Source organism: Nocardia neocaledoniensis, assembly GCF_029868625.1.
GTDB classification, from domain to species: domain Bacteria; phylum Actinomycetota; class Actinomycetes; order Mycobacteriales; family Mycobacteriaceae; genus Nocardia; species Nocardia neocaledoniensis_A.
This window is the reverse complement of record NZ_JARWOJ010000087.1, coordinates 1-26317: the sequence shown is the minus strand read 5'-3', so window position 1 is coordinate 26317 and position 26317 is coordinate 1. Positions and strand designations below refer to the sequence as shown.

At 70.3% G+C, this 26317-nt stretch carries 25 protein-coding genes; 12 read left to right on the top strand and 13 right to left on the bottom strand.

Translation table 11 applies throughout. The features are described 5' to 3' along the window. Positions 1–2: 2 nt before the first annotated feature. The 4 genes from QH270_RS05855 to mshC form a co-directional block, all read right to left on the bottom strand. Complete coding sequence (locus QH270_RS05855; RefSeq protein WP_280339343.1) at positions 3–1421, bottom strand: hypothetical protein; 1419 nt, start codon at positions 1419–1421, stop codon at positions 3–5. Between the two features lie 121 nt (positions 1422–1542). Beyond that, positions 1543–2340, bottom strand: a complete 798-nt coding sequence (locus QH270_RS05850; RefSeq protein WP_280339341.1) for a universal stress protein — start codon at positions 2338–2340, stop codon at positions 1543–1545. A gap of 174 nt (positions 2341–2514) precedes the next feature. After that, positions 2515–4992 carry a heavy metal translocating P-type ATPase gene (locus tag QH270_RS05845; protein ID WP_280339340.1) on the bottom strand — a complete coding sequence of 826 codons (2478 nt, stop codon included), beginning with the start codon at positions 4990–4992 and terminating at the stop codon, positions 2515–2517. 105 nt (positions 4993–5097) lie between these two features. Then, on the bottom strand, positions 5098–6336 hold the full coding sequence (gene mshC / locus QH270_RS05840; RefSeq protein WP_280339339.1) for a cysteine--1-D-myo-inosityl 2-amino-2-deoxy-alpha-D-glucopyranoside ligase: 1239 nt from the start codon (positions 6334–6336) through the stop codon (positions 5098–5100). A gap of 297 nt (positions 6337–6633) precedes the next feature. Here mshC and QH270_RS05835 point away from each other — a divergent pair, with 297 nt between their 5' ends. Beyond that, positions 6634–7059: a helix-turn-helix domain-containing protein gene (locus tag QH270_RS05835; protein WP_280339337.1), complete on the top strand. Its 426-nt coding sequence runs from the start codon at positions 6634–6636 to the stop codon at positions 7057–7059. Further along, positions 7056–7919 carry an alpha/beta fold hydrolase gene (locus QH270_RS05830; RefSeq protein WP_280339336.1) on the top strand — a complete coding sequence of 288 codons (864 nt, stop codon included), beginning with the start codon at positions 7056–7058 and terminating at the stop codon, positions 7917–7919. Before QH270_RS05835 ends, QH270_RS05830 begins: the two co-directional genes overlap by 4 nt. Before the next feature lie 53 nt (positions 7920–7972). Here QH270_RS05830 and QH270_RS05825 read toward each other — a convergent pair whose 3' ends face one another. The 5 genes from QH270_RS05825 to QH270_RS05805 all read right to left on the bottom strand — a co-directional run bounded on the left by QH270_RS05825 (position 7973) and on the right by QH270_RS05805 (position 11484). Then, positions 7973–8242: a hypothetical protein gene (locus QH270_RS05825; protein ID WP_232998897.1), complete on the bottom strand. Its 270-nt coding sequence runs from the start codon at positions 8240–8242 to the stop codon at positions 7973–7975. A gap of 129 nt (positions 8243–8371) precedes the next feature. Beyond that, entirely contained in the window at positions 8372–9169 is a 798-nt protein-coding gene (locus QH270_RS05820; protein ID WP_280339335.1) for an SCO1664 family protein, read from the bottom strand. Between the two features lie 4 nt (positions 9170–9173). Beyond that, positions 9174–9761 carry a DUF3090 domain-containing protein gene (locus QH270_RS05815; protein ID WP_110040094.1) on the bottom strand — a complete coding sequence of 196 codons (588 nt, stop codon included), beginning with the start codon at positions 9759–9761 and terminating at the stop codon, positions 9174–9176. 51 nt (positions 9762–9812) lie between these two features. Continuing rightward, positions 9813–10523: a histidine phosphatase family protein gene (locus QH270_RS05810; RefSeq protein WP_280339334.1), complete on the bottom strand. Its 711-nt coding sequence runs from the start codon at positions 10521–10523 to the stop codon at positions 9813–9815. A 31-nt stretch (positions 10524–10554) separates the two neighbouring features. Continuing rightward, the gene (locus QH270_RS05805) at positions 10555–11484 is read right to left on the bottom strand and encodes an undecaprenyl-diphosphate phosphatase (RefSeq protein ID WP_280339369.1); all 930 of its coding nucleotides are present in this window, start codon (positions 11482–11484) and stop codon (positions 10555–10557) included. Between the two features lie 208 nt (positions 11485–11692). Here QH270_RS05805 and QH270_RS05800 point away from each other — a divergent pair, with 208 nt between their 5' ends. From QH270_RS05800 to QH270_RS05785, 4 genes are read left to right on the top strand one after another with little or no spacing between them, the layout of a single operon-like run. Beyond that, positions 11693–12670 (top strand): aldo/keto reductase, encoded by a 978-nt coding sequence (locus QH270_RS05800; protein ID WP_280339332.1) that lies wholly within the window; start codon positions 11693–11695, stop codon positions 12668–12670. A gap of 17 nt (positions 12671–12687) precedes the next feature. After that, positions 12688–13701: a heme/hemin ABC transporter substrate-binding protein gene (locus tag QH270_RS05795; RefSeq protein WP_280339331.1), complete on the top strand. Its 1014-nt coding sequence runs from the start codon at positions 12688–12690 to the stop codon at positions 13699–13701. Then, positions 13698–14819 carry a FecCD family ABC transporter permease gene (locus tag QH270_RS05790; RefSeq protein WP_280339329.1) on the top strand — a complete coding sequence of 374 codons (1122 nt, stop codon included), beginning with the start codon at positions 13698–13700 and terminating at the stop codon, positions 14817–14819. Before QH270_RS05795 ends, QH270_RS05790 begins: the two co-directional genes overlap by 4 nt. Continuing rightward, positions 14816–15697 (top strand): heme ABC transporter ATP-binding protein, encoded by an 882-nt coding sequence (locus tag QH270_RS05785; protein ID WP_280339327.1) that lies wholly within the window; start codon positions 14816–14818, stop codon positions 15695–15697. Before QH270_RS05790 ends, QH270_RS05785 begins: the two co-directional genes overlap by 4 nt. 7 nt (positions 15698–15704) lie before the next feature. On the opposite strand, the gene QH270_RS05780 is transcribed toward QH270_RS05785, so the two are convergent. From QH270_RS05780 to QH270_RS05770, 3 genes are read right to left on the bottom strand one after another with little or no spacing between them, the layout of a single operon-like run. Further along, positions 15705–17801: an MMPL family transporter gene (locus QH270_RS05780; RefSeq protein ID WP_432420302.1), complete on the bottom strand. Its 2097-nt coding sequence runs from the start codon at positions 17799–17801 to the stop codon at positions 15705–15707. A 2-nt stretch (positions 17802–17803) separates the two neighbouring features. Next, positions 17804–18340 (bottom strand): hypothetical protein, encoded by a 537-nt coding sequence (locus QH270_RS05775; RefSeq protein ID WP_280339324.1) that lies wholly within the window; start codon positions 18338–18340, stop codon positions 17804–17806. A 6-nt stretch (positions 18341–18346) separates the two neighbouring features. Further along, positions 18347–18703 carry a hypothetical protein gene (locus QH270_RS05770; protein WP_280339323.1) on the bottom strand — a complete coding sequence of 119 codons (357 nt, stop codon included), beginning with the start codon at positions 18701–18703 and terminating at the stop codon, positions 18347–18349. 162 nt (positions 18704–18865) lie between these two features. Here QH270_RS05770 and QH270_RS05765 point away from each other — a divergent pair, with 162 nt between their 5' ends. From QH270_RS05765 to QH270_RS05755, 3 genes are read left to right on the top strand one after another with little or no spacing between them, the layout of a single operon-like run. Continuing rightward, complete coding sequence (locus QH270_RS05765) at positions 18866–19876, top strand: YncE family protein (protein WP_280339322.1); 1011 nt, start codon at positions 18866–18868, stop codon at positions 19874–19876. Further along, a complete protein-coding gene (locus QH270_RS05760; protein WP_110039982.1) occupies positions 19876–20130 on the top strand; it encodes a DUF5703 family protein in 255 nt (84 codons plus the stop codon). Before QH270_RS05765 ends, QH270_RS05760 begins: the two co-directional genes overlap by 1 nt. A gap of 8 nt (positions 20131–20138) precedes the next feature. Next, on the top strand, positions 20139–21218 hold the full coding sequence (locus tag QH270_RS05755; protein WP_280339321.1) for a quinone-dependent dihydroorotate dehydrogenase: 1080 nt from the start codon (positions 20139–20141) through the stop codon (positions 21216–21218). A 4-nt stretch (positions 21219–21222) separates the two neighbouring features. Here the strand turns inward: QH270_RS05755 and QH270_RS05750 are convergent, their stop codons facing one another. Continuing rightward, a complete protein-coding gene (locus QH270_RS05750; protein ID WP_280339320.1) occupies positions 21223–21612 on the bottom strand; it encodes a hypothetical protein in 390 nt (129 codons plus the stop codon). Positions 21613–21889: 277 nt separating this feature from the next. On the opposite strand from QH270_RS05750, the gene QH270_RS05745 reads away from it, so the two are divergent. The 3 genes from QH270_RS05745 (at position 21890) to QH270_RS05735 (ending at position 26185) form a co-directional block, all read left to right on the top strand. Continuing rightward, positions 21890–23389, top strand: a complete 1500-nt coding sequence (locus QH270_RS05745) for a PfkB family carbohydrate kinase (RefSeq protein WP_280339367.1) — start codon at positions 21890–21892, stop codon at positions 23387–23389. A gap of 36 nt (positions 23390–23425) precedes the next feature. Continuing rightward, positions 23426–24226: a GTP cyclohydrolase II gene (locus QH270_RS05740; RefSeq protein ID WP_280339319.1), complete on the top strand. Its 801-nt coding sequence runs from the start codon at positions 23426–23428 to the stop codon at positions 24224–24226. 132 nt (positions 24227–24358) lie between these two features. After that, complete coding sequence (locus tag QH270_RS05735; RefSeq protein ID WP_280339317.1) at positions 24359–26185, top strand: AMP-dependent synthetase/ligase; 1827 nt, start codon at positions 24359–24361, stop codon at positions 26183–26185. Positions 26186–26317: the final 132 nt, after the last annotated feature.

The window sequence follows — 26317 nt, the reverse complement described above, 5'->3', positions numbered from 1 at the left end:
GGTCACACTCCGAAGACCAGCAGGTGCAGGGCGCCGACGAGCACACCGAGGACCCCGCCGTGCAGGTAGAGCAGCCAGGCGTCCTGTTCGATAGCGGTGTACAGCATTTCGACGAATTCGTCCGGCGGCAGTTCGCGCAGCTTCTCGGTGGCGAGCCGGTCGACGCTGGCCGCGGTGGTCTGGGAGAACTCGACGTCCTCGACCAGCCACGGCTTCATCTCCGTGGCCAGGCTCGCGCCCGCGGTGGCCTGGATGGCGTCGAAGTGGGCCGGGCCCACCGCCAGCCTGGTGACCGAGCGCAGCGGCCCGAGCACCCGGTCGATCTCCACCTTGAGGAAGTGGGCGATGACCGCGCGGGTCTTGTCCCCGCTCGGCCCGTCGAGCAGCTGTTCGGTGACGACGTCGAGGGTGACGATCTGATACCCGATGGCGTGCCCGAGATCGGCGGCCGCCTGATGTTGCCGCTTGGCGAATTTCGCGACCCGCCACGGGTATTTGTAGCGCGGCTGCGGTGACGCGGGCTCGAAGACCACCTTGATCGCGATGATGTTGACGAGCACACCGACCACGGCGCCGCCGAGCAGCACCCACAACCAGGCGGGCAGGAAGTGCAGGATGTCGTAGAGCCAGCCGGGCAGCGTGATCATGGCCGGGGTGTCCCCGTGCGGGGTGCTGTAATGCAGCAGCGACAGCCACAGCGCCACGATCACCCCGAACGGGAAGCCGAGCACGCCGCTGCGGGTCATGAACCGCAGCTCCGGCGCGCCCAGCCCGTAGATGACGTCCTTGAGCAGTTCGGGGCGGCGTCGCAGGTAGCCGACGACCATCAGCTTCACATCCAGCAGCTGATCGATGTTGGCGCCGATGAAGTCGAAGGCACGGTCGGTGATGGCGGGCAGTTCCGATTCGACCCGGGTGTACACGACTTCCCGTGCGCGCGGCGGCATATCGGCCCACAGCTGCGGATGTTCGGTGGTCATGATCGAATCCACCATCGACCGCACGTTCGGCAGGGCGACGTGGGCGACCTGTGCGGAGATCTTGCGCGGATCCATCTGGTCGAAGAAGTCCTTGGCGGTGCCGATCTTGGCGACCGCGTTGTCGACCATGAGGCTGGCCATCTTCTCCGCGCGCGCCGGAATGAATCCCTGGAAGCCGAGGATGCCGCCGGGGGCGAAGGTGGGCAGGATCTGCACCTTGCGTGGCAGCAGCGGGAAGATCGTCTTGAGTCCGGGCACGTAGAAGCCCGTGAATCGCACCGGCGCGAACAGCATGATCACGCCGGTCCAGTTGGTGATCAGACCGGCCATCGCACTGAAGATCGGAATGCTGATCATGTCGACCCAGAACTTGCTCAGGCCGGTCGTCTTCTCCCAGTCGAGCAGGCCGAAGAAGCCCGCCGCCTCGATCCCAGCATTCATCCGGCGTCCACTCCGTCGTGTTCCGAACCGCGCGCGTCCGGACATCATAAGTGACCGACCCGTAGGTTTCGGGCGGCTTTCGCGGTTACCCGCTAAACCGGAGCAAACCCGCAATGCGGGCTCAGGGCTCCACCGCCCCGTGCGTCGTGTTGACCAGCAGGAGATTGGTGTCGATATCGTGGGTCACCTTGTTGGCGACCGAACCGAGCAGCCGTGCGGGGCCGCTCATTCCGCGATTGCCGATCACGACCAGATCGTATTTCCAGGCCGCGTTGCAGATCGCCTCCGCCGCCGGAACACCGGTGAGCACGTCGCGGCCGAACAGCGCGGGATCGTCGACGCCGGCGGCGCCTTCGACCTCGACGAGGGTGTCGGCGCCGTCGTCGTCGGTCTTGGCGGAAGTCACCAGGAACGGGCGGGCGCCCAGGGCGACCGCGACGTCGTAGCCGCGGCGCACCGCGATGATCGAGCTGGCCGATCCGTCGGTGGTCAGCCCGACCGTGGTCCAGCGCTTCGGGATCTTGTGGGTGAACACGACATCGGATTCGCTGTGGTGCGACACGTGATTGGCGGTGGAGCCCAGCAGCCGGGCCTTGGAACTGCCCAGCCCGCCACCGCCGATGACCAACAGCGTGTCGGGTTCACGTGCGGCTTCCTCCAGCAGCATCGTGCCCGCGGTGCCGGGGATCTCGCGGCGCACCACCTCGGGGACACCGGCCTCCAGCAACACCTCGGCGGCGCTCCCGGTGACGGCCTCGGCCCACGGGGCGTCGGTGCCCGCCTTGAGCGTGGCCTCTTTCCACACGCTGACCACCGTGATGCCCAGTTCGAGGCGTAGCGCCAGCTCGCCGGCCACCGCGACGGCGGTACGCGCCGATTCCGAGCCGTTGGTCCCCACCACGATGCGCTGGTACCCCATGTGACGCTCTCCGATCGACGGCGGGTCAGCTGCGCTTGGCCCACAGTATAAACGGCGCATACTCCCAGCAACCGGGCCGCCGGGCCACCATCGCGGCACCCGGACACCGCGCGAGCGCGTGCTGATCCACTGGTGGCTGTCGCGGTGCGCGCCCGACAGCGGGTGTCCGCGGAGCTAGGTGGTCGATCGTGAACCCGCGCTCGCCTCGGCTCCGCGGTGTCCGGCCGGCTGCTGATCGGGGGCTTCCGGCAGTGGAAGGCGTTTCAGGCGCAGCGCGTTGAGCGCGACGATCAGGCTCGATCCCGACATCGCCATGGCCGCGATCTCCGGGCGCATCGTCAGGCCCCACGGTGCGAACACGCCGGCCGCGATCGGCAGGGCCAGACCGTTGTAACCGACCGCCCAGGCGAGATTCTGGTGTTCCTTGCCGACGGTACCGCGCCCGATCCGCAGTGCGGTCGACACCGTGAACGGGTCCGAGCGCATGAGCACCACGTCGGCGGTCTGGATGGCCACATCGGTGCCCGCGCCGATGGCGATACCGAGATCGGCGCGGGCCAGCGCGGGCGCGTCGTTGACGCCGTCACCGACCATCGCCACCTTCCTGCCCGCCCGCTGGAGTTCGGCCACGCGGTCGGCCTTGTCGGCCGGGAGCACCTCGGCGATGACGGTGTCGATGCCGAGATCGTCGGCGATGCGCTGGGCGGTGGCCTGGTTGTCCCCGGTCAGCATCACCACGTCCACACCCAGATCGTGCAGGGCCGCGACGGCCGCCGCCGAGCTCGGGCGGGGCGCGTCAGCCAGGGCGATCACCGCGGCAGCCGCGCCGTCGACGGCGACCAGGACCGCGGTGTGCCCGGCGGCCGCCAGCTCGTCCCGGTGGCGGGCCAGGTCGCCGAGCGCGACCTGCTCCTCGTCGAGCAGCCCGCGGTTGCCGACCAGGACACGGTGGCCGTCGACGGTCGCGCTCGCGCCCCGGCCCGGCACGTTCCGGAAGTCGGCCACGGAGAATGTCTGCGCGTCATGGGCTTTCGCGTAGTCGACGATCGCCCGCGCGAGCGGATGCTCGGATTCGCGTTCCACGGCGGCGGCCAGTGCCAGCATCCGGTCGGTGCCGATCCCTGGCGCCGTCACCACGTCGGTCACCTCCGGCGCACCCCTGGTGAGGGTGCCGGTCTTGTCCAGCACGACCACGTCGATGCGGGCCGAGTCCTCCAGCGCCGTGGCGTTCTTGAACAGCACACCCCGTTTCGCGCCGAGCCCGGTGCCGACCAGGATCGCGGTCGGCGTCGCGAGGCCGAGCGCGTCGGGACAGGTCACCACGACCACGGTGATCGCGAACAGCAGCGCCCGGCTCAGTGACGCGCCGGCGAGCAGCCACACCACCAGCGTCGCGACGCTGCCGATGAGGGCGACCAAGGTCAGCCAGAACGCCGCCCGGTCGGCCAGCCGCTGCCCCGGTGCCTTCGAATTCTGTGCCTGCTGCACGAGTTCCACGATCTGGGCGAGCGCGGTGTCGGCACCCACCTTGGTCGCGCGGACCCGCAGGCTGCCGGTGGTGTTGATGGTCGCGCCGATCACCGCGGACCCGGGTTCCTTGCGCACCGGCAGGCTCTCCCCGGTGACCATCGACTCGTCGACCTCGCTGGAGCCGCCGACCACCGTGCCGTCGACGGCGATCTTCGCGCCGGGGCGCACCAGCAGCACGTCGCCGACGGCGACGTCGGCCGTGGGGATCTCGATCTCGCTGCCGTCCCGCACGACCACGGCTTTCGGCGGGGACAGATCCAGCAGGGTGGTCACCGCGTCGTTGGCGCCACCGCGCGCCCGCATCTCGAACCAGTGGCCCAGCAGCACGAAGGTCGCCAACATGGTCGCGGCCTCGTAGAAGACCTCGCCGCCGCCGGTGAGAGTCACCCCCAGTGAGTACAGCCAGCCGGTGCCGATCCCGACCGCGACCAGCACCATCATGTCGAGGGTGCGTGCCTGCAAGGCCTGCCACGCGCCGGTGAAGAAGATCGTCGAGGAGTAGAAGATCACCGGCAGGCTCAGGATCAGCGTCCACACGTCCACGCGCAGGCCGAACGGGACCGGCAGGTGAACGCCGAGCATGTGGGTGGCCATCGGCGACCACAGCATCACCAGGGTGGAGAAGACCAGGGCCACGAGGAAGCGGTTGCGCATGTCGCGGGCCATGTCGTCCATGGACATGGCCGCATGCCCACCGTGGTGCCCAGCGTGCGCATGATCGTGCTCGGCCCCGTCCCCGGCGTGCCCGGTGGACGCACCATTGCGCGCGCCCGCGTGGTCGTCGTGTGGGTGCCCGGACGTGTCGAGGTCGGGCCGCGCCTGCCCGCCGTCACCGGTGGGTGCCGGTTCGGACAGCGGGTCGCACAGGTGGTTCGGTACCGCGCGACCCGCGCAGTGGTAGCCGCAGTCCCGGACCCACCCGCGCAGGTCGGCGACCGAGGTCCGCGCCGGATCGTAGGTGACCGTGGCGGTCTGCGCGGCCGGGTTGGTGTCGACCGCGAGCACGCCGGGGCGGCGGCCGAGAGCACGGGTGAGAACCAGATGGGAGCTGGCCCGCAGTACCCCGCCGACGTGCAGTACGGCGGTCGCCGTGGGGGTGGCGGGGTCGTCGCTGTCTGGCATCGCCGCTCCTGTCGCCGGTCGAACGCACGACGCGACAGCGCCACGCGCCTCACACGATCGCGACAGTACTCCGCGGGGATCGCGGGTCGACGGACCCGCGATCGGTCAGATGCTGACGCCGAGCAGCGCGTTCACCGCGTCCCGCACCAGGCCGGGCGCCGCGGTGTCGGTACCGCCGTAGGTCAGTGCCTGGGTGGCCCAGTTATCGATCGCGTCGAGCGCCTTCGGAGTGTCCAGATCGTCGGCGAGGTGCTGACGCAGGCGGGCGACGGTGTCGGTGGCCGAGGGGCCGGAGCTCAGAGCCACGGCTTCGCGCCAGCGGGCCAGCCTGGCCTGTGCCTCGGTGAGGACCTCGTCGGTCCACATCCGGTCCTGCCGGTAGTGGCCGGTGAGCAGCCCGAGGCGGATCGCGGCGGGGTCGACACCCGAGCGGCGCAGCTTCGACACCAACACCAGGTTGCCCTTGGACTTCGACATCTTCTCGCCGTCGAGCCCGATCAGCCCGGCGTGCACGTAGTGGCGGGCGAAGCGGCGGGTGCCGGTGATGGCCTCGGCGTGCGCCGCGGAGTATTCGTGGTGCGGGTACATCAGGTCCGAGCCGCCGCCCTGGACGTCGAACTCGGTGCCGATGCGGTTGAGCGCGATCGCGGCACACTCGATGTGCCAGCCGGGGCGTCCGTCTCCGAACGGCGCCTGCCACGACGGCTCACCGGGGCGCGCGGAACGCCACAGCAGCGCGTCGATGGTGTCGCGCTTGCCGGGGCGGTCGGGGTCGCCGCCGCGCTCGGCGAACAGGGTCTCCATGGTGGCGCGGTCGTAGCCCGATTCGTAGCCGAACTGTTCGGTGGCATCGGTGCGGAAGTAGATGTCGGGGTACTCGGCGTCGTCGACGATGTAGGCGGCGCCGGCGGCGAGCAGCTTCTGCACCAGCTCGACGACCTCGTCGACCGATTCGATGGCGCCGATATAGTCGCGCGGGGGCAGCACGCCGAGTGCGGTCATGTCCTCGCGGAACAGCGCGATCTCCGAGCTGCCGAGGTCGCGCCAGTCGACGCCGTCGCGCGCGGCGCGTTCGAACAGCGGGTCGTCGACGTCGGTGACGTTCTGGACGTAGTGCACGTCGTGGCCCGCGTCGCGCCAGAGCCGGTTGATCAGGTCGAACGTCAGGTAGGTGGCGGCGTGGCCGAGGTGGGTGGCGTCGTAGGGAGTGATGCCGCAGACGTACATCTTCGCGGTCGCGCCGGGGGTGACCGGGCGGACCTGGCGATCGGCGGTGTCGTACAACCGCAACGGCGGCCCTGCTCCGGGGACGGTCGGTAGGGCGATATCGGACCAGGACTGCATGATTCGAGGGTAGAGCCCCCGCGGAAGTGGTCGGTCCGCGGGCCGGTCAGGGGGTTGCTGACGGTGTCGTGGCAACGGCCCGCTACCTGCACACAAACGTGTCCGGCCGGTTCGGTCAAGGGTTGTACTCAGCCGGATTCCCAGGTCACAGCCCTGGACGCGGCTCCATCCGGGTGGCGGGCCGCGATCCTGGGCGAACAGGTTGCCACGCTCGGGCGACGGCGACAATGCTCACACATCACAATTACCTTAACTTCCCTATTTATCCCTATAAATACGTTCGTTTAGGGTCGGTTTATGACAGATCGTCTCTACTCGGTGGAGCAAGTCGCCGACCTGCTCGGACTGCATGTGCGCACCGTGCGCAGCTATGTGCGCGACGGCAAACTGCCCGCGGCGCGCATCGGCAAGCAGTACCGCATCGCCCACGACGACCTCGAGGCGTTCACCGGACTGCCCCTCACCGCACCGCCGCCCGCGGCCGCCGCCGACCAGGCCGATGTGTCCTGCATCGTCGAGGTGGATGCCGTCGACCGCGCCACCGCGGACCGCATCACCACCCTGCTCACCACGACCGCCGCCACCCGGGGTCCGGGCGGCCGGGCACTGCGCGTGGAAACCGGCTACGACCCGGAACGCTCGCGGCTGAAGGTCATCGTGCTCGGCGGTCTCGCCGACACCGCCCGACTGCTCGACTACATGGACGGAGTCCTCAGCTCATGACCGGCATCTACAAAACCCCCGAGGGCAGACGAGTCGTCGAGCAGCGCTATCGCGCCCACCTCGACGCCTGGCCGGTCCCCCGCGACGAGTTGCGGGTACCGACCCGCGCGGGCGAGACCTTCGTCGTCGCCTCCGGGCCCGTCGACGCGCCACCGCTGGTCCTGCTGCACGGATCGGGATCGAACGCGTCGGCCTGGCGCGGGGACGTCGCCGACTGGTCGCGCGGGTACCGGGTGTTCGCGGTCGATCTGCCCGGTGAGCCCGGTTTCAGCGCACCGGCGCGATTGTCGCTCGACACCGACGCGACCGCGGGCTGGCTCGACGAGGTCATCGACGCGCTCGGGCTGACGACGGTCGCCATGGTCGGGATGTCGCTGGGTGGCTGGACGGCCCTGGACTACGTGCTGCGCAGGCCGGGGCGCGTCACGGCGCTGGCGCTGTTGTGCCCGGGCGGCTTGGGGCCGCATCGATACGGGTGGATGGTGAAGGGCCTGCTGCGGCGATTGGCCGGCCGCGGCACCGTGCGCGACATGGCGCGCGCCGGGCTCGGGCTCGACGAGGCGGTGGCGGGGCCGATCCTCGATGATGTCGAGGTGACGTTCGCGCATTTCTCGGCGCGTTCCGGGCGGCTGCCGATCTTCTCCGACGAGCGCCTGCGCACCGTGGCGATCCCCGTCCTGGTGATCGTCGGCGAGCGCGACGCGCTCTTCGATTCGGCGCGTACCGCGCGGCGGGCCCGCGGGGCGTTCACACGGGGCGAGGTCCACGTCCTGCCCGGCGTCGGTCACGCCATCCTGGAGCAGACCGTGCCGATCAGGCAGTTCCTCGACGCGCACGTCGAGCGGGACGCCCGGCGGTGACGGGTTCGGTGTCGCCGCGCGTCGGGAGCGGCGACACCGACCTCATCGCAGGATCAGGCCTGCTCGTAGCACTGCACGTTCAGGGTGTCGGCGTTCTGGCCGAAGTGGGGCAGCGCGTAGTAGGCGGCGCCGACCTGGTCGGCGGCCTCCACGGTGACCTCGGGCAGCGCCGCGCCGGTGTTGCGGTCGGTGGCGGTGCACACGAAGGTCTTCTCGGTCCACCAGCCGGCGGGGAACGCCTGGGCGGGCGCGGCGACGGCGGCGGCCGCTCCGGTGAGCAGCATCGCGGCAGCGGTGGTGGTGACGATGGATCGGGTCGACATGAAATTCCTCTGATCTCGCGTGGTAAGACGAAAGTGCTTGCAGCACAGTAGCACCGGCCCCGACCCGGAAACAGCGTCACGATACCCCACGCCAGGGGGTGCGCGCACCGGAACGGCGCTACCCGCGGATCAGAACGCGGGCCAGGGAATCGGGCGAGACGAGTTCGGCACCGGCATCACCGGATGTTCGAGCAGCCCCTTCGTGCGTTCGATCAGCGCGGTGATCTCGGCGTCGGTGATGTGGGCAGCCAGCGAATCGGCCACGGCGCCGGGCAGATTCGCGGCGAACGTGGTGATGTCGGTGATCAGCGATTCGTGTACCGGGCGTCCCGCCCACCCCCACAGCACCGTGCGCAGCTTCGGTTCACTGTGTAGGCAGATGCCGTGGTCGACGCCGTACACCTGCCCGTCGACGCCTTCGAGCGCGTGTCCGCCCTTGCGGTCGGCGTTGTTGAGCAGCAGATCCAGCACCGCCATCCGTTGCAGGCGTGGATCGTCGGCGTGGACGAGCGAGACCTCCTTGCCCTCGCCGTCGAGGGCGCGCAGCACTTCGCAGAAGCCGTCGGGCACCGTGCCGGGCCGCACCAGATCGACCAGGTCCAGCCGCTGTCTGGTGTCGGTGTGGTTGTCGACGGCGGTCACCCAGCGCTGCACCATGCCTGGCCCGAACGGACCGTCGCGCAGCACCGTCTCCGGGATGACGCCCCAGCCCAGATGTTCCGAGATCAGATACGAGGCGACCTCGCGGCCGGCCAGGGTCCCGTCGGGGAAGTCCCACAGCGGGCGTTCCCCGCGCACCGGCTTGTACACCACGCGCAGCGGGGCGCCGTCGGGTTCGGGCGCGGCGATCTCGCAGACCAGCGTCAGATTGCTGGCGATACCGACCCGGCCGACGATGTCCAGCTCGCCCTCGGTGAGCACCGGCACGCGATCACTCCTCGTCGAGCTCGGCCGCGCCGAAGATCTCGCCGCGCTTGTAGCCGTTGGTGCGCACGCACATGTGCCCGCGCGAGGACAGCGGTTCACCGCACAGCGGGCACGGCGGCCTGCCCGCCGCGATGACCCGGGCCGAGCGCAGCGCGAACTCGCGCGCCTGGATGGGGGTGAGGAACACCCGCACCGCGTCGGGCCCCTCGTCGGTGTCGTCGAGCACCACCGATTCGTCGACCTCGGTCTCGGTGATCGCCAGCAGTTCCACCACCACGGCGCCCGCGTCGGCGTCCCAGCCCAGACCCATGGTGCCGACCCGGAATTCGGTGTCGATGGGCGTCACCAGGGGGTCGACGTCGCGGACGTCGTCGCCCTGGGGTGGCACATCGGCGCCGAAGCGGCGCGCGACCTCGTCGAGCAGCAGTCCCATCCGGTCGGCGAGCACCTTCACCTGCTGCTTCTCCAGCAGCACGCTGACCACGCGCGGTTCCTGCACGGCCTGCAGGTAGAACGAACGATCGCCCGGTTCACCGACGGTCCCGGCGACGAAACGATCGGGGGTGCGAAATACATGGATTGCGCGTGACACATGCACCTCCTGATACGTGACCCTGATCGACACTCACGAACAACATTCCCTCTAAGGAGAATCGCGGTGTCCCGCATTCCCATTATCCGCGCCGGGCGCGGGTGACACCTCCCCGCCCGGCACCGGTGCGGCGGTGACGGCGAGCGCGGACAGGTCGGCCCCGGTGTCGTTGAACTTCCACACCGACGGCCCCATGGTTCCGTATCGGACCACGCTGATCGAGGCGGGTTCGACCGCGATCCGCTGGAAGCTGTCCAGATGCAGGCCGAGCGCGTCGGCCAGGATGGCTTTGATGATGTCGCCGTGCGCGCACGCCACCCACAGCACGTCGCGGCCGGCCCGGTCGGCCAGCCTGCGCTCGATGTCGCGGATGGCGGCGACGGCGCGCTGCTGGACCTGGGCGAGTCCCTCGCCGCCGGGGAAGACCGCGCCGGAAGCGTGCCCCTGGACGACCTTCCACAGCGGTTCGGTGAGCAGTTCGGCCAGCGGGCGGCCGGTCCACTCGCCGTAGTCGACCTCGATGAGCCGTTCGTCGTGCTCGGGTTCGAGGCCGAGTTTCTCCGCCAGCGGGGCGACGGTGCGCTGGCAGCGCAGCAGCGGCGAGCTGGCGATGTGTTCGATCGGCAGCGTCGCGAGCCGGTCGGCGACCGCGGCGGCCTGCTCGGTGCCGCGCTCGGTGAGCTCCACACCCGGGGTGCGCCCGGCCAGGGTGCGACCGATGTTGGACGTGGACACTCCGTGCCGGAGCAGGATCACCGTCATGGGACCAGCCTAACCATCGCCTGCCGCCCGCTCAGGTCGCCGAGATGACACCGGCGGCGAGCAAACCCATCACGACCAGGCCGATGATGATGCGGTACCCGACGAACCAGTACAGCGAATGCTTGCTGACGAACTTCAGCAGCCAGGCGACCGAGGCGTAGCCGACGACGAAGGCCAGCACCGTCGCGACCAGCAGCTGCGGGCCGCTGGCGTTGAGTCCCTCACCGGCCGGTTCGAAGGCGTCGGGCAGGCTGAACAGACCCGACGCGGTCACCGCCGGGATGGCCAGCAGGAACGAGAACCGCACCGCCGCCTCCCGCTCGAGTCCCAGGAACAGACCCGCGGTGGAGGTCGCGCCGGAGCGGGACACGCCGGGGACCAGGGCCAGGCACTGCGCGAAGCCCATGATCAGGCCGTCGCGGGTGGTGAGCTGCTCGATCGAGCGCTCCTTCTTGCCGAAGTGCTCACCGGCGGCGATGACCAGCGCGAACGCGATGAGCATGAAGGAGACCAGCCACAGGTTGCGGGCACCGGTGCGGATCTCGTCCTTGAACAGGAAGCCGAGCACGCCGATCGGGATGGTGGCGATGATCACGTACCAGCCGATGCGATAGTCCAGTTCGCGCTGGGTGTCGCGTTCGTGGGCCTCGCGCGCGCTGCGATCCATCACCGGCAATTTCGTGGTCACGCGGTCACCGACGGCGATCGACTGCTGCGATCGTTCCCGCCAGCGCATGGCCAGCGTGGTGAACCAGGCGATGACGATGCGCTGGATGTCCTTGGCGAAGTACACCAGCACGGCCGCTTCGGTGCCGAGCTGGGTGACCGCGGTGAACGACGCGCCCGCGTCGCTGCCGAAGAACACCTCCGACACGATGCGCAGATGTCCGGAGGAAGAGATCGGCAGGAACTCGGTGAGTCCCTGTACGAGCCCGAGCAGCAATGCCTGGAACCAGGTCATCGACTCGCCCACCAACTGTCCTCCTGCTGCTTCATGCCCGAAAGATGTCGTCCTCCTGGGCTTTTGCCACGTCGGCCCGCCCCGTGGGCGCGACCTCGCAGCGACCCTACCCGTCCACGGCCCCTGCGCGCTGTCGGCGGGTCGTCGGCGGAGAACCCGGCGGTGCGCCCATTAGGCTGGGCGCCGTGACGAAAACACGGGCGCGGTGATGGAACAGCGAACGGTGGGGCGCAGCGGCCTGCGGGTGTCGCGAATCGGCCTGGCGACCCATACCTGGGGGACCCATACCGACGCCGACGAGGCCGCGGTGCAGTTGGCGGCGTTCACCGAGGCCGGTGGGACGCTCGTCGACCTCTCCCCCGTCTACGGCGACGGCAAGGCGCAGCGGATCATGGCCGACCTGCTCGGTGATCTGGTCTCGCGCGACGAACTGGTGCTCAGTGGCAGCGCCGGGGTGGTGTGGCACGGTCCCGGCGCGGGCGTCGGCGACACGGTGCCGGCGCCCGCGGCGACCGGTCCGGTCGTGGACGCGTCGCGGCGCACCCTGCTGGCCCAGCTGGACCAGACGCTGCGCGAACTGGGCACCGATCATCTCGACATCTGGAGTATCGCGGCCTGGGACCCCTACACCCCGCTGGACGAGGTGGCGGCGACTCTGGACACCGCGATCAGCTCCGGTCGCACCAGGTACGCGGGCGTGCGCGGGTTCTCGGCGTGGCAGTTGGCCAGTCTCGCGGCGATCGCGCCGGTGACGGCGGCGCAGACGCCGTACTCGCTGCTGGCGCGCGGCACCGAGGCCGAGGTGATTCCGGCCGCTCGGCATCACGGGGTCGGGGTGATCGCCTCGGCGCCGCTGGCGGGCGGCATCCTCACCGGCAAGTACCGCGACGGGGTGCCCGCCGACTCCCGGGGCGCCGACGAGGCGACGGCCGCGGAGATCCGCCGCAGGCTCGACGACGACCGGGCGGTGCGCGTGGTCGACGCCCTGGTCACCGCAGCCGACGGACTCGGCACCTCGCCGCTGGCGGTGGCGCTGGCCTGGATCCGGGATCGGCCCGGCATCGCGAGCATGATCGTCGGTGCCCGCGACATCGGCCAGCTCACCGGGGTGCTGGCCGCGGAGACACTCGAGTTGCCGCGTGCGATCGCGGCGGCCCTGGACGACGTGAGCGCGCGTTCGGAATGATGGCTAGCCTTACCTGCATGAGACTGCGCGGTGTGCTGACGACGGTGATCGCGGCGACGGTGCTCACCGGCACCGTCGCCTGCACGACGAGCAACCCCGCATCGACTGCCACTTCCGGTGGCCCGGCGACCGCCCAGCTCGCCGACCTGGACCCGGTCCCGATCGGCCCGCCGCCCACGCCCCGCCTGCCTGCCACCGCGAAGTCCTTCGACGGCAGCGACGTGACCGTCACCGACGCGTCCAGGATCATCGCCGTTGACCGTTACGGCACCCTCGCGCAGACCGTCTACGCCCTCGGGCTCGGCGCCAACCTGGTCGGCCGCAGCACCTCGGCTTCCTTCCCGGCGGTGGCCGATGTGCCGAACGTCGCGGGCGGCAACGGCGCGCTCAGTGTCGAGGCGGTGCTGGCGCTGCGGCCGTCGGTGTTCCTCACCGACACCACCAGTGCCGCCCCCGCGGTGCGCGACCAGTTACGTGCCGCCGGCGTCAACGTCGTCTATTTCGATCCGGACCGCACCATGGACGGTGTGGTGCCGCAGATCGAAGCGGTCGCCGGCGCGCTCGGCGTGCCCGACGCGGGCACCCGGCTCGGGCAGCGCACCCGCGACGAGATCGCCGCCGCCACCGCGCGCGTCCCGAAACAGGACCCCGCGCCCAAGATCGCCTTCCTCTACCTGCGCAGCACCGCGATCACCATGATCGCCGGACCGGGATCGGGCGCCGACTCGCTGATCACCGCGATCGGCGGCGTCGACGCCGGCACCGCGGCGGGCATGAGCGAACCGTTCACCGCGATCACCAGCGAGGCCATGATCGCGGCCGCCCCCGACGTGGTGCTCGTGATGTCGGACGGCCTGAAGTCGGTCGGCGGCGTCGACGGACTGGTGAAGATCCCCGGCATCGCCCAGACCCCGGCCGGGCGCGGCAAGCGAGTCGTCGACATGGCCGACGCGGTGCTGCTGAGCTTCGGCCCCAACACCGGACGCGTCATCTCGGCACTGTCGGAGGCCGTCTACGGCAAGACCGCATGAGCGAGACGCCCGACCTGACCGAGCCCGCCACCGCACCGCGGATCGACGACGCGACACCCGATCCGCTGCCCTCGCCGCGGCACCGGAGGACCCGGGTCACCGTGGTCTTCGCCGCGGCCGTGGTCGCCCTGGTGGCGCTGGCGGTGGTGTCGGCGGTGCTGGGACAGGTGCCGACGACAGCCGCCGAGGTGCTCGGCAGTGTCGCGCACCGGATCGGCCTGGATCTGGGCCCGATGCCCGCCCATCCCGCCGGTGAGGTGACGTTGTGGGAGGTGCGCTTCCCGCGTGTGCTGCTGGCAATACTCGTCGGCGCGTCCCTCGCGACAGCGGGTGCGTTGTTGCAGGGTGTGTTCGCCAACCCACTGGCCGAGCCCGGCGTGATCGGGGTGTCGGCGGGTGCCGCGGTCGGGGCGGGCACCGTCATCGTGATCGGTGGCGCCTTCGTGGCGTCCTGGTCGGTGGCCGCGGCCGCGTTCGCCGCCGGACTGTTCACCACGGCGCTGGTCTATCTGCTGTCGCGCTCCGGCGGCCGCACCGAGGTGGTCACGCTGATCCTGACCGGTGTGGCGATCAACGCGTTCGCGGGCGGCCTGATCGCGCTGTTGCTGTTCGTCGCCACGCCCGCGGCGCGCGATCAGATCGTGTTCTGGCAGCTCGGCAGCCTCAACGGGGCGACCTGGTCGGCGGTCGGGGTCGTCGCGACGCTGGCCGCGGTCGGTGTCGCCACCGCGATCGTCATCGCGGGACGGCTCGATCTGCTGGCGCTGGGTGATTCCGCGGCCCGCCACCTCGGCGTGGACGTGGAGCGGCTGCGCAGGCAGGTGATCGTGATCGTGGCCGTGCTGACCGCGGCGGGCGTCGCGTTCAGCGGCATCATCCTGTTCGTCGGGCTGATCGTGCCGCACGTGGTGCGCATGCTCGTCGGGCCGGGGCATCGGGTGCTGGTGCCGCTCAGCGCGGTCCTCGGGTCGGTGGTGCTGCTCGGCGCCGACGTGCTGGCGCGCACGCTCGTGCACAATGCCGACCTGCCGCTGGGCATGCTGACCTCGCTGATCGGCGGCCCGTTCTTCTTCTGGCTGCTGCGCCGCACCAGGGCCAAGGCGGGAGGCTGGGGATGACCGACCTGCGCGAGACCACCGGCGCGAGGCGGACACTGCGGACCCTGTTCGCCAGGACCGCGGACCTGCCCACCCGGCCCGCACCGGGCGCGGTCACGCTGCGGGCGCGAGATCTCACCGTCGCGCGTGGCCACCGCACGGTGCTGGAGAAGGTCGACTTCGAGGTGGCCGCGGGTGAGATCGTCGCCCTCGTCGGTCCCAACGGCGCGGGCAAATCGAGTCTGCTCGCGGCCCTGGCCGGTGAGCTCACCCCGAGCAGCGGGACGGTGGAGCTGGAAGGCCACGCCCTCACCCACTGGACACACGTCGAGATGGCGCGCAGGCGGGCCGTGCTGCCGCAATCGCACTCGGTCGGATTCCCGTTCACCGCACAGGAGGTCGTCGCGATGGGCCGCGCGCCGTGGCTGCGCACGCCCGCCGCCGGCCGCGACGAGGAACTCATCGCGGCCGCCCTCGCCGCGACCGACGTCAGCCACCTCGCCGGCCGGGTGTTCCCGTCCCTGTCCGGTGGCGAACGCGCCAGGGTCGCCCTGGCCAGGGTCCTGGCCCAGGACACCGCCACCCTGCTCCTGGACGAGCCGACCGCGGCCCTGGATCTCGGCCATCAGGAGGCCGTCCTGCGCCTGGCCGCCACCCGTGCCGCCGAGGGCGCCGCGGTGGTCGTTGTCGTCCACGACCTCGGCGTCGCGGCCGCCTACGCCGACCGCGTCACCGTCCTCGACGAAGGCCGCGTCGCCGCGGACGGCCCCCCGCGCGAGGTCCTGACCCCCGAACTGCTCACCGCCGTCTACCGCCACCCGGTCGACGTCTTCGACCATCCGAGCACCGGCGCCCAACTGGTGCTCCCCGAGCGCGGCCCCGCCGGTCGTTCACGGTGAGCGGCACTCACCGCCAGATGATCTTGAGCAGGGCCGGGGTGAGGACCATGCGGATGATCGTGGCGTCGATGATCAGCGCCACGATCATCCCGTAGGCGATGTATTTCATCAGCACCAGATCCGAGAATCCGAACGCGCCGGTGACCACGATGAGGATGGCGGCCGCCGAGGTGATCACGCTGCCGGTGTGGGCCACGCCGTAGCGGATGGATTCGGTGGCGTCGGCGCCCGCGGCGCGTTTCTCCGCGATCCGCGAGAGCAGGAACACCTCGTAGTCGGTGGACAACCCGAAGATCACCGTGACGATCAACGCCACCACCGCGAACATCAGCGGCCCCGGCGTGAAGTGGAAGACCCCGGATCCGTGTCCCTCCACGAAGATCCAGGTCAGCACACCCAGCGTCGACACCAGGCTGAGCGCGCTCATCGCCACGGCCTTCACCGCCAGGATCACCGACCGGAACGCGATCACCATCATCGCCATCGCCGCCACCATCAGGATCAGCACCAGCAGCGGCAGTCCCTCGATGAGACCGTTGATGCTGTCGCGTTCCAGCGCCGGGATCCCCGCGACCATCACCCGCACCCCCGGCGGTTCCGGGAGCGCGCGCAACGCGCCGATCACCGCGTCGGCGTCCCGCTTGTCGGCCAGCCCCGCCGAGAGGACGTTCATGTCGTTCTTCGTCGGCGACGCGGGCTCGAACCGCCCGGTCAGTCCGGGAATCCGATTGGCCTCGTACCGGATGTCGCCGAGTTGCTGCGGGGAGGCGCCCACCACGATCAGTTTCACCGGTTCGGTGCGGAAGCCGGGGAAGAGCCGGTCGAAGTCCTCCTGCGCCACCCGCGCGGGGTTGTCCTGGGCGAGGTACTTCTCGCTGATGCCGCCGAACTCGATGTGGCGCAACGGGATACTCAGGGCCAGCAGGCCGAGCACGATGGGGATCACCACCGCCCACGGCCGCCGCATCGACCACTGCGCCAGCCGGGAGAAGAACCCGGCGTCGATCTCGTCCTCGGTCTTGCTGCGGGAGAACCGTTTCCAGCCGAGCCAGTCGATGCGCCGCCCCGCGATGCTCAACGCCGCGGGCAGCGCGGTCACCGACAGCAGCGCGGCCAGCATGACCGCCGAGATGCCGCCGTAGGGCACCGAGCGCAGGACGCCGTTGGGGAAGATGAACAGCGCGCCCAGGCTCAGCGCGATGATCGCGGCCGAGAACAGCACGGTGCGGCCCGCCGTCGCGACGGTGCGGGCCGTCGAGTCCTCCACGCTGCGGCCCGCGGCGAGTTCCTCCCGGAACCTGGTCACCGTGAACAGCCCGTAGTCGATCGCCAAGCCGAGACTGACCAGCGTCATCACGGCGCTGGCGAACACGTTGACCTCGATGTGATCGGTGAGCACCCGCAGGATGCCCGAGGTTCCGAGCACGGTGAGCCCACCGATCAGTACCGGCAACAGCGCGCCGATCACCCCGCCGAACACGAAGTACAGCAGGATCGCCACGATCGGCAACGCGATGATCTCCGCGCGCCGGATGTCGTGCTGCATCCCGATGTTGATGCCCTCCACCACGGGCTGCAAGCCGGCCAGCTGCACGGTGGTTCCGCCGGGTCCACCGCCGGGCACCTCGGCGTTCAGGTGTGGCTTCAGCGCGAGGTAGTTGTTGACCGTCGCCGTCCCGCCGCCACCGGCCAGTCCGATGCTGGCGAAGGCGTGCTGTTTGCTCGGATCGGAGGCGTTCGCCGAGAACGGGCTGTCCCAGTAGCTGTCGATCTTGTGGATGTGCTCGCCGTAGCGGGCGCGCAGATCGTTCAACGCGGCGACGACGGGCCCGCGGACCGCGGGATCGTCGACGGTGGTGCCCGGCGGCGCGGTGTAGATGACGATCAGGTCGCCGTCGGTGTCGCGGCCGAAGGTGTCGTCGGCCAGTTTCGAGGCCGCCACCGACTCGCTGGACTCGTCGAACCATCCCTCCTGGGTGTAGCGGCCCGCCAGGTCACGACCGAACCAGCCCGAGATCACCACCGCGAGGATGAACAGGCCGAGCACCAGGAAGCGGTGCCGGTGCACGAAACGGCCCCACCGCATCGAACGCGATTCCCGCATGGTCAGCCGCAGGCGGCGGTGCGGTAGTCGGCCGAGCGCAGAATGCCGCACAGATCGGTGCGCGAGATCTTCCACTTCCCGTCGAGCAGCACGAAATGCACGATGGTCGTGCGGACATTGGTGCCGGAGCCGTCCTTGTCCAGGCGCATCGTGGCGGTCAGGGTGCCGTCGCGATTGTCGAAGACGGGGTCGACGACGCCGTAGACGGCGTGCGGGTTGTCGCGCAGCGCCTTGTACATGTCCGGGATGGCGTCCTTGAACGCGGCGCCGTCCTCGATGAGGTCGGTGCGCTCGACGTCGGGCAGATTCGGGTCGAGCGCGCGCTTGATCTGCGCGTCGAGCTCGGCGGCGGTGGGCAACGGCGCGTTGGCCTTGCTCGACGACACCGCGATGGAGGCGGACAGGGAGGCGTTGGCCGAGGACCGTGCGGCGTCGACCGAGGCCTCGTCGGCTCCCCCGCCGCACGCGGCGGTGAGGGCGACGAGGGCCGTGAGGCAGGCGGTGGCCGCAGCGGCCCTGGCGGAAAGTGTGGAAGACATCACCATCTACATACCATCAATGACGGAACTGATCCGTCCCAACAGCGACCGGACCGCCGTGGCGTCGCGCCCGGCGGCCGGGGCGACGGATACCGCGGTGGGGATCAGGTCGCGTACGAAGGCGGCCACGCTGCGTTCGTCGCCGAGATCGATGTCGGTGACCTGAGCGCGCGCGACCGCGACCACGTCGTCGGCGCCGGGCACGTCCTCGCCCAGGTCGGCGCGGTAGATCTGCAGGGTCAGGATGCCGCGATTGGTGCGGAAGCTGAAGGCGCTGCCCTCGTCGGTCGTGCCGAAACCGTGGGCGAAGGGGCCGACGGAGATGTCATCGATGCCGAAACCCGCTGCTGTCCGGTCGGTCATCGTGGTGATCTCCTGCCGTGGACGGGCGTTCGATTGTCGACACGTCAACAGTAACCTGCGTCACCGACAGGCCCGACGCGCGCCACCCGGTCGAAGCTACCGGTGAGTCATCATGGTCAGATGGTGATCAGCGGTCACCTCGTGAGATTAGGAGTACGGTGCATGCGCCCTCGCGGCTCGGTCGCCTCAGCGTTGTTCGGCGCGGCGGCACTGGTGATGCTGACCGGATGTGCCGGTGGGGACGACGGCCCCGACGTGCCGACGCGCGAGCCGGCCACCGCCGCGGCCTCCCCCGCCACCACGGCCGCACCCGCGGGCCGGGTCGTCCCGCTCGCGGCGACGAAGGCGCTGCTGGCCGAACGTGAGTCCGGGCGTGTCGCCGCACTGGACGCCGCGGGCACCGCGCTCACGCTGATCGACCCGGCGGCGCCGGAGAGCGCGCGCACCGTGACGCTGCCCGCCCCGGGTGCCGCGCTGGCGCAGGGCGGCGCGGGTGAGATCCTCGTCGCGGCGCCGGGCCGGGTGCTGCGGGTCGACGTCGCGACCGGCGCGGTCACCGAGACCGCCGTCGAAGGTGACGTGCACACCGTGCAAACTCGCAGCGACGGCAACCTCGTGGTCGGCACCGCCGACGGCACCGTCCGCGAACTGCGCGCCGACGGCAGCACCGTCCGCACCGTCACCGGCCTGGTCTCCGCCGACGCGCTCGCCCTGACCGGCGACCACATCACCGTCCTGGACCGCGAGCAGACCGCGGTCGTCGGCGTCGGTGACGACGCGCTCGGCCTGATGCTGCGCGCGGGCGACGGCGCGACCAACGCGATCGCCGACACCCAGGGCCGCATTCTGGTCACCGACACCGCGGGCGGGGAACTGCTCGTCTACACGGCCGGTCCGCTCGTACTGCGTCAGCGTTTCCCGGTATCATCGTCGCCTTACGCGCTCGCCTACGACTCGCGGTCGAACACGGTCTGGGTGTCCTGCACGCAGAGCAACGAGGTGGTCGGTTTCGACCTGTCCACCGGGATCGGTGTCGAGGTGGGACGGTTCCCCACCGTGCGCCAGCCCGACGCGGTGACCGTCGACGAACGCACCGGTGACCTGTTCGTGGCCTCGGCCGCGGGCGAGGGCCTGCAGCGGATCGGCGCGCAGGAGCGGAGGAAGGGGCAGTGATGGCGGCCAAGCCTCGCGGGTCTCGCTCGGCGGTTCCGCCGAGCTGGGAGACCAGCAACGACGACTACGAATACGTGCCACTGCGGCTGCCACCCGAGGTCACCCGGGTCACCGCCTCGATGCGGCTGGCCATCCAGGCCGAATTCGGTGGCTGGGAGTTGTCGCGGGTACGCGCCTACACCGACGGCAGCCGCCGGGTGTTGTTGCGCCGCCGCAAGAGTGCCGTCCTTCCTGTGCCCGAACCCGGAGTGTGAGCCGACCCATGTACGCCCTGTTACTACGCCTGATGTTCCTGGTGCCGCCGGAGCGGGTGCACCATTTGGTCTTCGGCGCCCTGCGATTCGCCACCTGGTTCCCGCCGACCCGCTGGCTGGTCCGCAAGCTGACCGTGGTGCGGGATCCGATCCTGGCCACCACCGCCTTCGGTGTCGAGTTCCCCGCCCCGCTCGGCCTGGCCGCCGGGTTCGACAAGAACGCCGACGGCGCGAACACCTGGGGTTCGCTCGGTTTCGGTTTCGCCGAGATCGGCACCGTCACCGCGCACGCCCAGCCGGGTAATCCCGCGCCGCGCCTGTTCCGGCTGCCCGCCGACCACGGCCTGATCAACCGCATGGGTTTCAACAACCACGGCGCCGCCGCGGCCGCCGCCCGCCTGCACGGCGCGCACCCGAGCGTGCCGATCGGCGCGAACATCGGCAAGACCAAGGTCACCGAGCCCGAGCAGGCCGCCGACGACTACGCCACCAGCGCCCGGCTGCTCGGCCCGCTCGCCGACTTCGTCGTGGTCAACGTGTCCTCCCCCAACACCCCCGGCCTGCGTGATCTGCAGGCGGTGGAATCGCTGCGCCCGATCCTGCAGGCCGTGCTCAACAGTGTCTCGGTGCCGGTGCTGGTGAAGATCGCCCCCGACCTGTCCGACGAGGACATCGACGCGGTGGCCGATCTCGCCGTCGAACTGGGCCTGGCCGGCATCGTCGCCACCAACACCACCATCCGCCGCGACGGGCTCAACACCCCGGCCGCCGAGGTCGAGGCCATGGGCGCGGGCGGCCTGTCCGGCGCGCCCGTGGCCGAGCGCTCCCTCGAGGTCCTGCGCCGCCTCTACGCGCGGGTGGGCGATCGGGTCGTGCTGATCTCGGTCGGTGGCATCGAGACCCCCGAGCAGGCCTGGGCCCGCATCCTCGCCGGCGCCACCCTGCTGCAGGGCTACACCGGCTTCATCTACGGTGGCCTGTTCTGGACCACCCGCATCCATCGCGGCATCGCCGCCCGCCTGCGCGCGGAGGGTTTCGCCTCCCTGGCCGACGCGGTCGGCGCCGAGCACCGCGCGCGCTCGGTCTGAGGCGCTACCCGTAGTTGACGTGCCGTGTGCCGCCGTGCCCGAACAGCTGGGTGGCCCGCGGCCTGGTCAGCGGCGGGCGTGGGGCGCCCTCCTCGGCCTCGTCGGTGTCGAAACGGTCGAGCATCCGCTTGTAGAGGCGGATGATCGCCTGCTCCCAGACGATGCCGATGGTGTCGGCGAGGGCGTTGATCTGGGCGTGGGTGAGGCGGTCGTGGGCGGCGGTGAGATCGCTGATCAGCTCGTCGAGTTCCATGCCCGCGTAGGCCTGGTCCCGGTTGAGCCTGCGTTCGGGCAGCCAGCTCAGGCGCCAGATCTCGGGGTCGGCACTCACCCGTTCCGCGTATTCGGGGCTGTGGGTGCTGCGCATGTCGTCCGGGGTGATGTGAATGGTCATCGGAAGCTCCGATTCCACGAAGGGGAGCTGGCGGCTCCGGTGTGCTGAGTGCCGGACGCGCGCGTGGCGGGTTCGGCGTGTGCGTCGGCGGCGCCGAATCGCACCTGAGTTCCGACGGCGATGCCGGTGGAACTCGTTGCCTGGTGGGTGATATCCCCCGTTCCAGTGTGGCATTTGCCCTTCGGGATGGTCAATTGCCGCTGTACATTGATAATTGCCAGCGAAGCGGGTGCATAAACCACCGAAGTCCCGACCGTGGAGGGCCGAACGCGTGCCGATGATTCCGCAGGACGCACGAACCGACGTGGTACGCGGCATCCTCGCCCGGCTGGGGAAGTTCTCCGGCCTCAGCGCGGAACGCCTGCGCCACACCGAGATCGGCGCCGAGCCGATCCTGGACCTGCCGATCGTCGGCGACCGCGCGCGGCGTTCGGGCATCTCCAGGGAAGAAGCCGTGCTGCCGGTCCTGCGCGAGACCGCCCGGCAATTGCCGCCGGCCGACCGGCTCATCGCCGACGCGACCCTGGCCCTGGGGTTGCTGCGGGAGCTGTCGGCCGAATCCGTCGACGTCGACCAGCTCTACGCCGCCAATCTCGGCGCCCGCCGCGAATACCTCGCCCAGTGCTGGGACGCCCTGCACGTCGCGATCGGGGCGCCGCTCACCACCGCGGCGCCGACGGTCAAACGCCTGCGCACCACCGCCGAACGCGGCGCTCTCACCGCGCTCGCCGGACTGCTCACCGACCCGGTCACCACGCCCGCGCGCCCCAGCGAGACCCCGCGCTCGGCCCCGCCCACCGGCCGCACGGTGACCGTGGTCGGTGACGCCGTCATCGACCACCTCTACCGGGTCGACACCTTCCCCGGCCGCAACGCCCCCGTCGACGGTTCCTTCGCCGGCCAGCCCGGCGGCAAGGGTCTCAATCGCGCCGTCGCCGCCGCCCTGCTCGGCCTCGACGTCCGGTTGATCGCGGCCGTCGGCGACGACGAGAACGGCGCCAAGATCCTCGGCCTGCTCGACGAATTCGGCGTCACCCGCGACCTGGTGAAGGTCGTGCCCGCCGCGGCCACCCTGGTCACGGCGGTGGTCATGAACCACAGCGGCGAAGTGCGCCTGATCGCCTGCCGCGACGCGCGTGTGCAACTGCTCGACGAGGACTTCGCCCGGCCCGATATCCGTGCCGCGCTGGCCGGTTCCGACGTCGTCGTACTCACCTTCGAACAGCCCGCGCCGATCATCGAAGGGGTTCTCGCGTTCCTGCGGGAGCTGTCCGAGCGCCCCCAGGTGATCGTCTGCGCGGCCCCGAGTATCGCTGTCCCCCAAGGGTTGTACCTGTACCTGGATGTCGTCGACTACCTGGTGGGCAGCTCGGTCGAACTCGACGCGCTGCTGCCAGAGGTCGATACCGAGTCTCCCGCGGACACCGCGCGCAGGCTGCGCGGACTCGGTGTCTCGGTGGTGTGCGCCGTCGACAACTTCGGCTGCACGGTGTATTCCGATCACGACGACATCGTCATCGACCATTTCCCGCGCGTGCTCAAGGCCGCCGTCGGCGCGGCCGCGGCCTTCGCCGCCGCCCTGGCCCATCGCGTCGCGCGGTCCGACGATTCGCTCACCGCCGACGATTTCCGGTGGGCGACCGCGGCGATGATCCCGACCCAGAAGCTCGGCGCGGTTTCGGCCGGGTTCCCCGATGTCGCCGAGGTGGACCGGATCGTGCAGCTCTACGCGCCCGGCGTCGCCGATACCCGTAACACCGGCGTGACCCCCGGTTGATGTGCGCGACGACACAGCCGGAGTAGAGTCGCGCCGTTGCCCTGCCCCATACCGTCCACGCAGCGGATTCCCGATGCCGACACCGTCTCGGAGGAGCGCTTGACGATCATCGACGCCACCCCGGTCCCGCCCATCGCGGCGCCCGGACTCGGCGCGGACGATCTGCAGCCGGAGCATCAATTCAGCCGCCGCGGCGCCCAGCTACGCGTGCGCGTGCACCAGATCGACGACTCCGACAACGGCGGCTATCTGCTGGTCTTCGGCGACCTCGGTCCCGCGCCCCTGGTCCGCGTGCATTCGCGCTGTCTCTACGGTGACGCGCTCGGCTCCGACGACTGCGATTGCGGTCCGGAACTGGCCCTGTCGATGGACATGATCCAGGCCGAGGGCGCCGGGGTGCTGGCCTACCTCGAGCAGGAGGGCCGCGGCGCCGGCCTGGTGCTCAAGGCGATCGGCTACCGCACCAGCGAACGCTACGATCTCGACACCTTCGACAGCTACGCCAAGCTCGGGCTCGACCCCGACGCGCGCCGATACGAACCGGTCGCCAAGGCCCTGCTGAACATCGGCGTGCATCGGCTGCGGTTGCTCACCAACAACCCGGACAAGCTCCAGGCGCTGGCCGAGGCGGGTATCGAGGTCGAGGTGCTGCCGCTGGCGGTGCGGCTGACCACCGAACGCGGGCAACGCTACCTCGATGCCAAGGTGCGTCAACGCAAGCACATGATCCCGGGCGAGGTCGGCCCGTGGGCGCCCGAATACACCGCTCAGGCGCGGCCCGACGCGGCGGAACGACCGCGAACCCGCAGGCGGTGGCTGTTCGGCCGTCGTCGGTAACCCGCGCCACAATCCCGTATGTCCGGTTACGATGAGTGAGCCGCGCCACTGTTGACGCCCATCGCTCGAGACGATGAGACAGATTCACTCGCATTGGCTCGGTATCCGGCACGGCCTATCGGGAACAGGGATATGACAGACATCGGTTTCGCGCACGCTTCCGGGGTCACGGTGCACACCGTGCCCGCCGCCTTCCAGCAGACCGCCGCGTTGCGGCCCGACCAGGTCGCCTTGCGCACCGTCGGCGGAACCCAGGAGATCACGTGGGCCGAGTACGCGACCCGGGTGCGGGCACTCGCGGCCGGCCTCGCGAAACTCGGCGTCGGCCACGGTGACGCGGTGGGCATCATGCTCACCAACCGGCCCGAGTTCAACCTCATCGACACCGCCGCCCTGCACCTGGGCGCCACCCCGTTCTCGGTGTACAACACCAGCTCCGCCGAGCAGATCGCGCACGTGTTCGGCAACGCGGGCAACAAGGTCGTGATCACCGAGCAGGCGTTCCTCGACGTCATCCGCGAGGCGGGCGGCGAGGTCGAGCACACGGTGCTCGTCGACGGCACCGCCGAGGGCACGATCGGGCTGGCCGAACTGGAAGCCGACCCGGCGCCGGATTTCGATTTCGACGCCGCCTGGCAGGCCGTGCAGCCCACCGACCTGGCCACGCTGATCTACACCTCGGGCACCACCGGCCCGTCCAAGGGCGTCGAGCTCACCCAGAGCAATGTGATCGCGCAGGTGGTCGGCCTGGTGTCGGGTCCGCTGCCGGTCGGTTTCGACGATCGGGCCGTGTCGTACCTGCCCGCCGCGCACGTGGCCGACCGCATCTCCGCGCACGCGATGAGCCTGCTGACCGGCATCCAGATCACCACGGTCACCGACCCCCGCGAGATCGCCGCCGCACTGCCCGACGCCAAGCCCACCGTGTTCTTCGGCGTGCCGCGCGTGTGGCAGAAGATCAAGGCCGGTATCGAGAACAAGCTGGCGGTCGAGCCGTCACCGGTGAAGAAGGCGCTGGCCAACTGGGCGATCGGGGTCGGCGTGGCCCAGGCCAAGGCCAAGCTGTCCGGTGAGGGTTCCTCGCTGCTGCTCGGCGTGCAGCACAAGGCCGCCGACGCGCTGGTGCTGTCGAAGCTGCGCGCGGCGCTCGGGTTCGCCGAGCTCAAGGTCGCCGCCTCCGGCGCGGCCCCGGTGCCCGCGGAGACCCTGGAGTACTTCCTCGGCCTCGGTTTCGCGGTCAGCGAGGTGTGGGGCATGTCCGAGACCACCGGTGTCGGCACCTTCACCGAGATCGACAAGCCGCGCCCCGGCTCGGTCGGGCGCGTGATGGACGGCGTCGAACTGCGGCTCGACGCCGACGGCGAGGTGCTCATCCGCGGCCCGATCGTCACCCCCGGCTACCGGAACATGCCGGAAAAGACCGCCGAGGCCATCGACGACGCGGGCTGGCTGCATACCGGTGACATCGGCACCCTCGACGCCGACGGCTACCTGCGCATCGTCGACCGCAAGAAGGAACTGATCATCAGCGAGGCGGGCAAGAACATCGCCCCGTCCAACATCGAGAACGCGATGAAGGCCGCGTCCTCGATGATCGGTCAGGCTGTGGCGATCGGTGACGCACGCCCCTACATCACCGCGCTGATCATGCTCGATCCCGATGTGGCGGCCTTGCGCGCCAAGGAGTTCGGCGCCACCGACGCCACCCACGCCGAGCTCGCGCGCCGCGCCGAGATCGTCGAGGAGGTCAAGGCCGCGATCACCGCGGGCAACCGCAAGCTCTCGCGAGTGGAGCAGATCAAGCGTTTCGTCATCGTGGAGACGCTGTGGGAGCCGGGCGGTGACGAGCTGACCCCCAAGATGTCGCTCAAGCGCACCCCCATCGCGAAGAAGTACGCCGCCGACATCGAGCAGCTCTACGCCGCGACGCCGCCCGAGCACGTCGTCAATGTGAAGTAGGCCCGACACCGACGGTGGGCCCCCGGGGGTTGTGGGCGGGGGGGCCCCGCGGGTAATGGGAGTTGGGGGGGGTGGTGGGGGAGAGGGGGGGGCCGGCCCGGGGGGGGGGGGGGAAGGTGTTGACGCGGGAGG

What these genes read in the sequence shown, in the direction of transcription:
- QH270_RS05855 (WP_280339343.1), bottom strand. Translation starts at nt 1,421, where the DNA reads ATGAATGCTGGGATCGAGGCGGCGGGCTTCTTCGGCCTGCTCGACTGG.
- QH270_RS05850 (WP_280339341.1), bottom strand. Translation starts at nt 2,340, where the DNA reads ATGGGGTACCAGCGCATCGTGGTGGGGACCAACGGCTCGGAATCGGCG.
- QH270_RS05845 (WP_280339340.1), bottom strand. Translation starts at nt 4,992, where the DNA reads ATGCCAGACAGCGACGACCCCGCCACCCCCACGGCGACCGCCGTACTG.
- mshC (WP_280339339.1), bottom strand. Translation starts at nt 6,336, where the DNA reads ATGCAGTCCTGGTCCGATATCGCCCTACCGACCGTCCCCGGAGCAGGG.
- QH270_RS05835 (WP_280339337.1), top strand. Translation starts at nt 6,634, where the DNA reads ATGACAGATCGTCTCTACTCGGTGGAGCAAGTCGCCGACCTGCTCGGA.
- QH270_RS05830 (WP_280339336.1), top strand. Translation starts at nt 7,056, where the DNA reads ATGACCGGCATCTACAAAACCCCCGAGGGCAGACGAGTCGTCGAGCAG.
- QH270_RS05825 (WP_232998897.1), bottom strand. Translation starts at nt 8,242, where the DNA reads ATGTCGACCCGATCCATCGTCACCACCACCGCTGCCGCGATGCTGCTC.
- QH270_RS05810 (WP_280339334.1), bottom strand. Translation starts at nt 10,523, where the DNA reads ATGACGGTGATCCTGCTCCGGCACGGAGTGTCCACGTCCAACATCGGT.
- QH270_RS05805 (WP_280339369.1), bottom strand. Translation starts at nt 11,484, where the DNA reads ATGACCTGGTTCCAGGCATTGCTGCTCGGGCTCGTACAGGGACTCACC.
- QH270_RS05800 (WP_280339332.1), top strand. Translation starts at nt 11,693, where the DNA reads ATGGAACAGCGAACGGTGGGGCGCAGCGGCCTGCGGGTGTCGCGAATC.
- QH270_RS05795 (WP_280339331.1), top strand. Translation starts at nt 12,688, where the DNA reads ATGAGACTGCGCGGTGTGCTGACGACGGTGATCGCGGCGACGGTGCTC.
- QH270_RS05790 (WP_280339329.1), top strand. Translation starts at nt 13,698, where the DNA reads ATGAGCGAGACGCCCGACCTGACCGAGCCCGCCACCGCACCGCGGATC.
- QH270_RS05785 (WP_280339327.1), top strand. Translation starts at nt 14,816, where the DNA reads ATGACCGACCTGCGCGAGACCACCGGCGCGAGGCGGACACTGCGGACC.
- QH270_RS05780 (WP_432420302.1), bottom strand. Translation starts at nt 17,801, where the DNA reads ATGCGGGAATCGCGTTCGATGCGGTGGGGCCGTTTCGTGCACCGGCAC.
- QH270_RS05775 (WP_280339324.1), bottom strand. Translation starts at nt 18,340, where the DNA reads ATGTCTTCCACACTTTCCGCCAGGGCCGCTGCGGCCACCGCCTGCCTC.
- QH270_RS05770 (WP_280339323.1), bottom strand. Translation starts at nt 18,703, where the DNA reads ATGACCGACCGGACAGCAGCGGGTTTCGGCATCGATGACATCTCCGTC.
- QH270_RS05765 (WP_280339322.1), top strand. Translation starts at nt 18,866, where the DNA reads ATGCGCCCTCGCGGCTCGGTCGCCTCAGCGTTGTTCGGCGCGGCGGCA.
- QH270_RS05760 (WP_110039982.1), top strand. Translation starts at nt 19,876, where the DNA reads ATGGCGGCCAAGCCTCGCGGGTCTCGCTCGGCGGTTCCGCCGAGCTGG.
- QH270_RS05755 (WP_280339321.1), top strand. Translation starts at nt 20,139, where the DNA reads ATGTACGCCCTGTTACTACGCCTGATGTTCCTGGTGCCGCCGGAGCGG.
- QH270_RS05750 (WP_280339320.1), bottom strand. Translation starts at nt 21,612, where the DNA reads ATGACCATTCACATCACCCCGGACGACATGCGCAGCACCCACAGCCCC.
- QH270_RS05745 (WP_280339367.1), top strand. Translation starts at nt 21,890, where the DNA reads ATGATTCCGCAGGACGCACGAACCGACGTGGTACGCGGCATCCTCGCC.
- QH270_RS05735 (WP_280339317.1), top strand. Translation starts at nt 24,359, where the DNA reads ATGACAGACATCGGTTTCGCGCACGCTTCCGGGGTCACGGTGCACACC.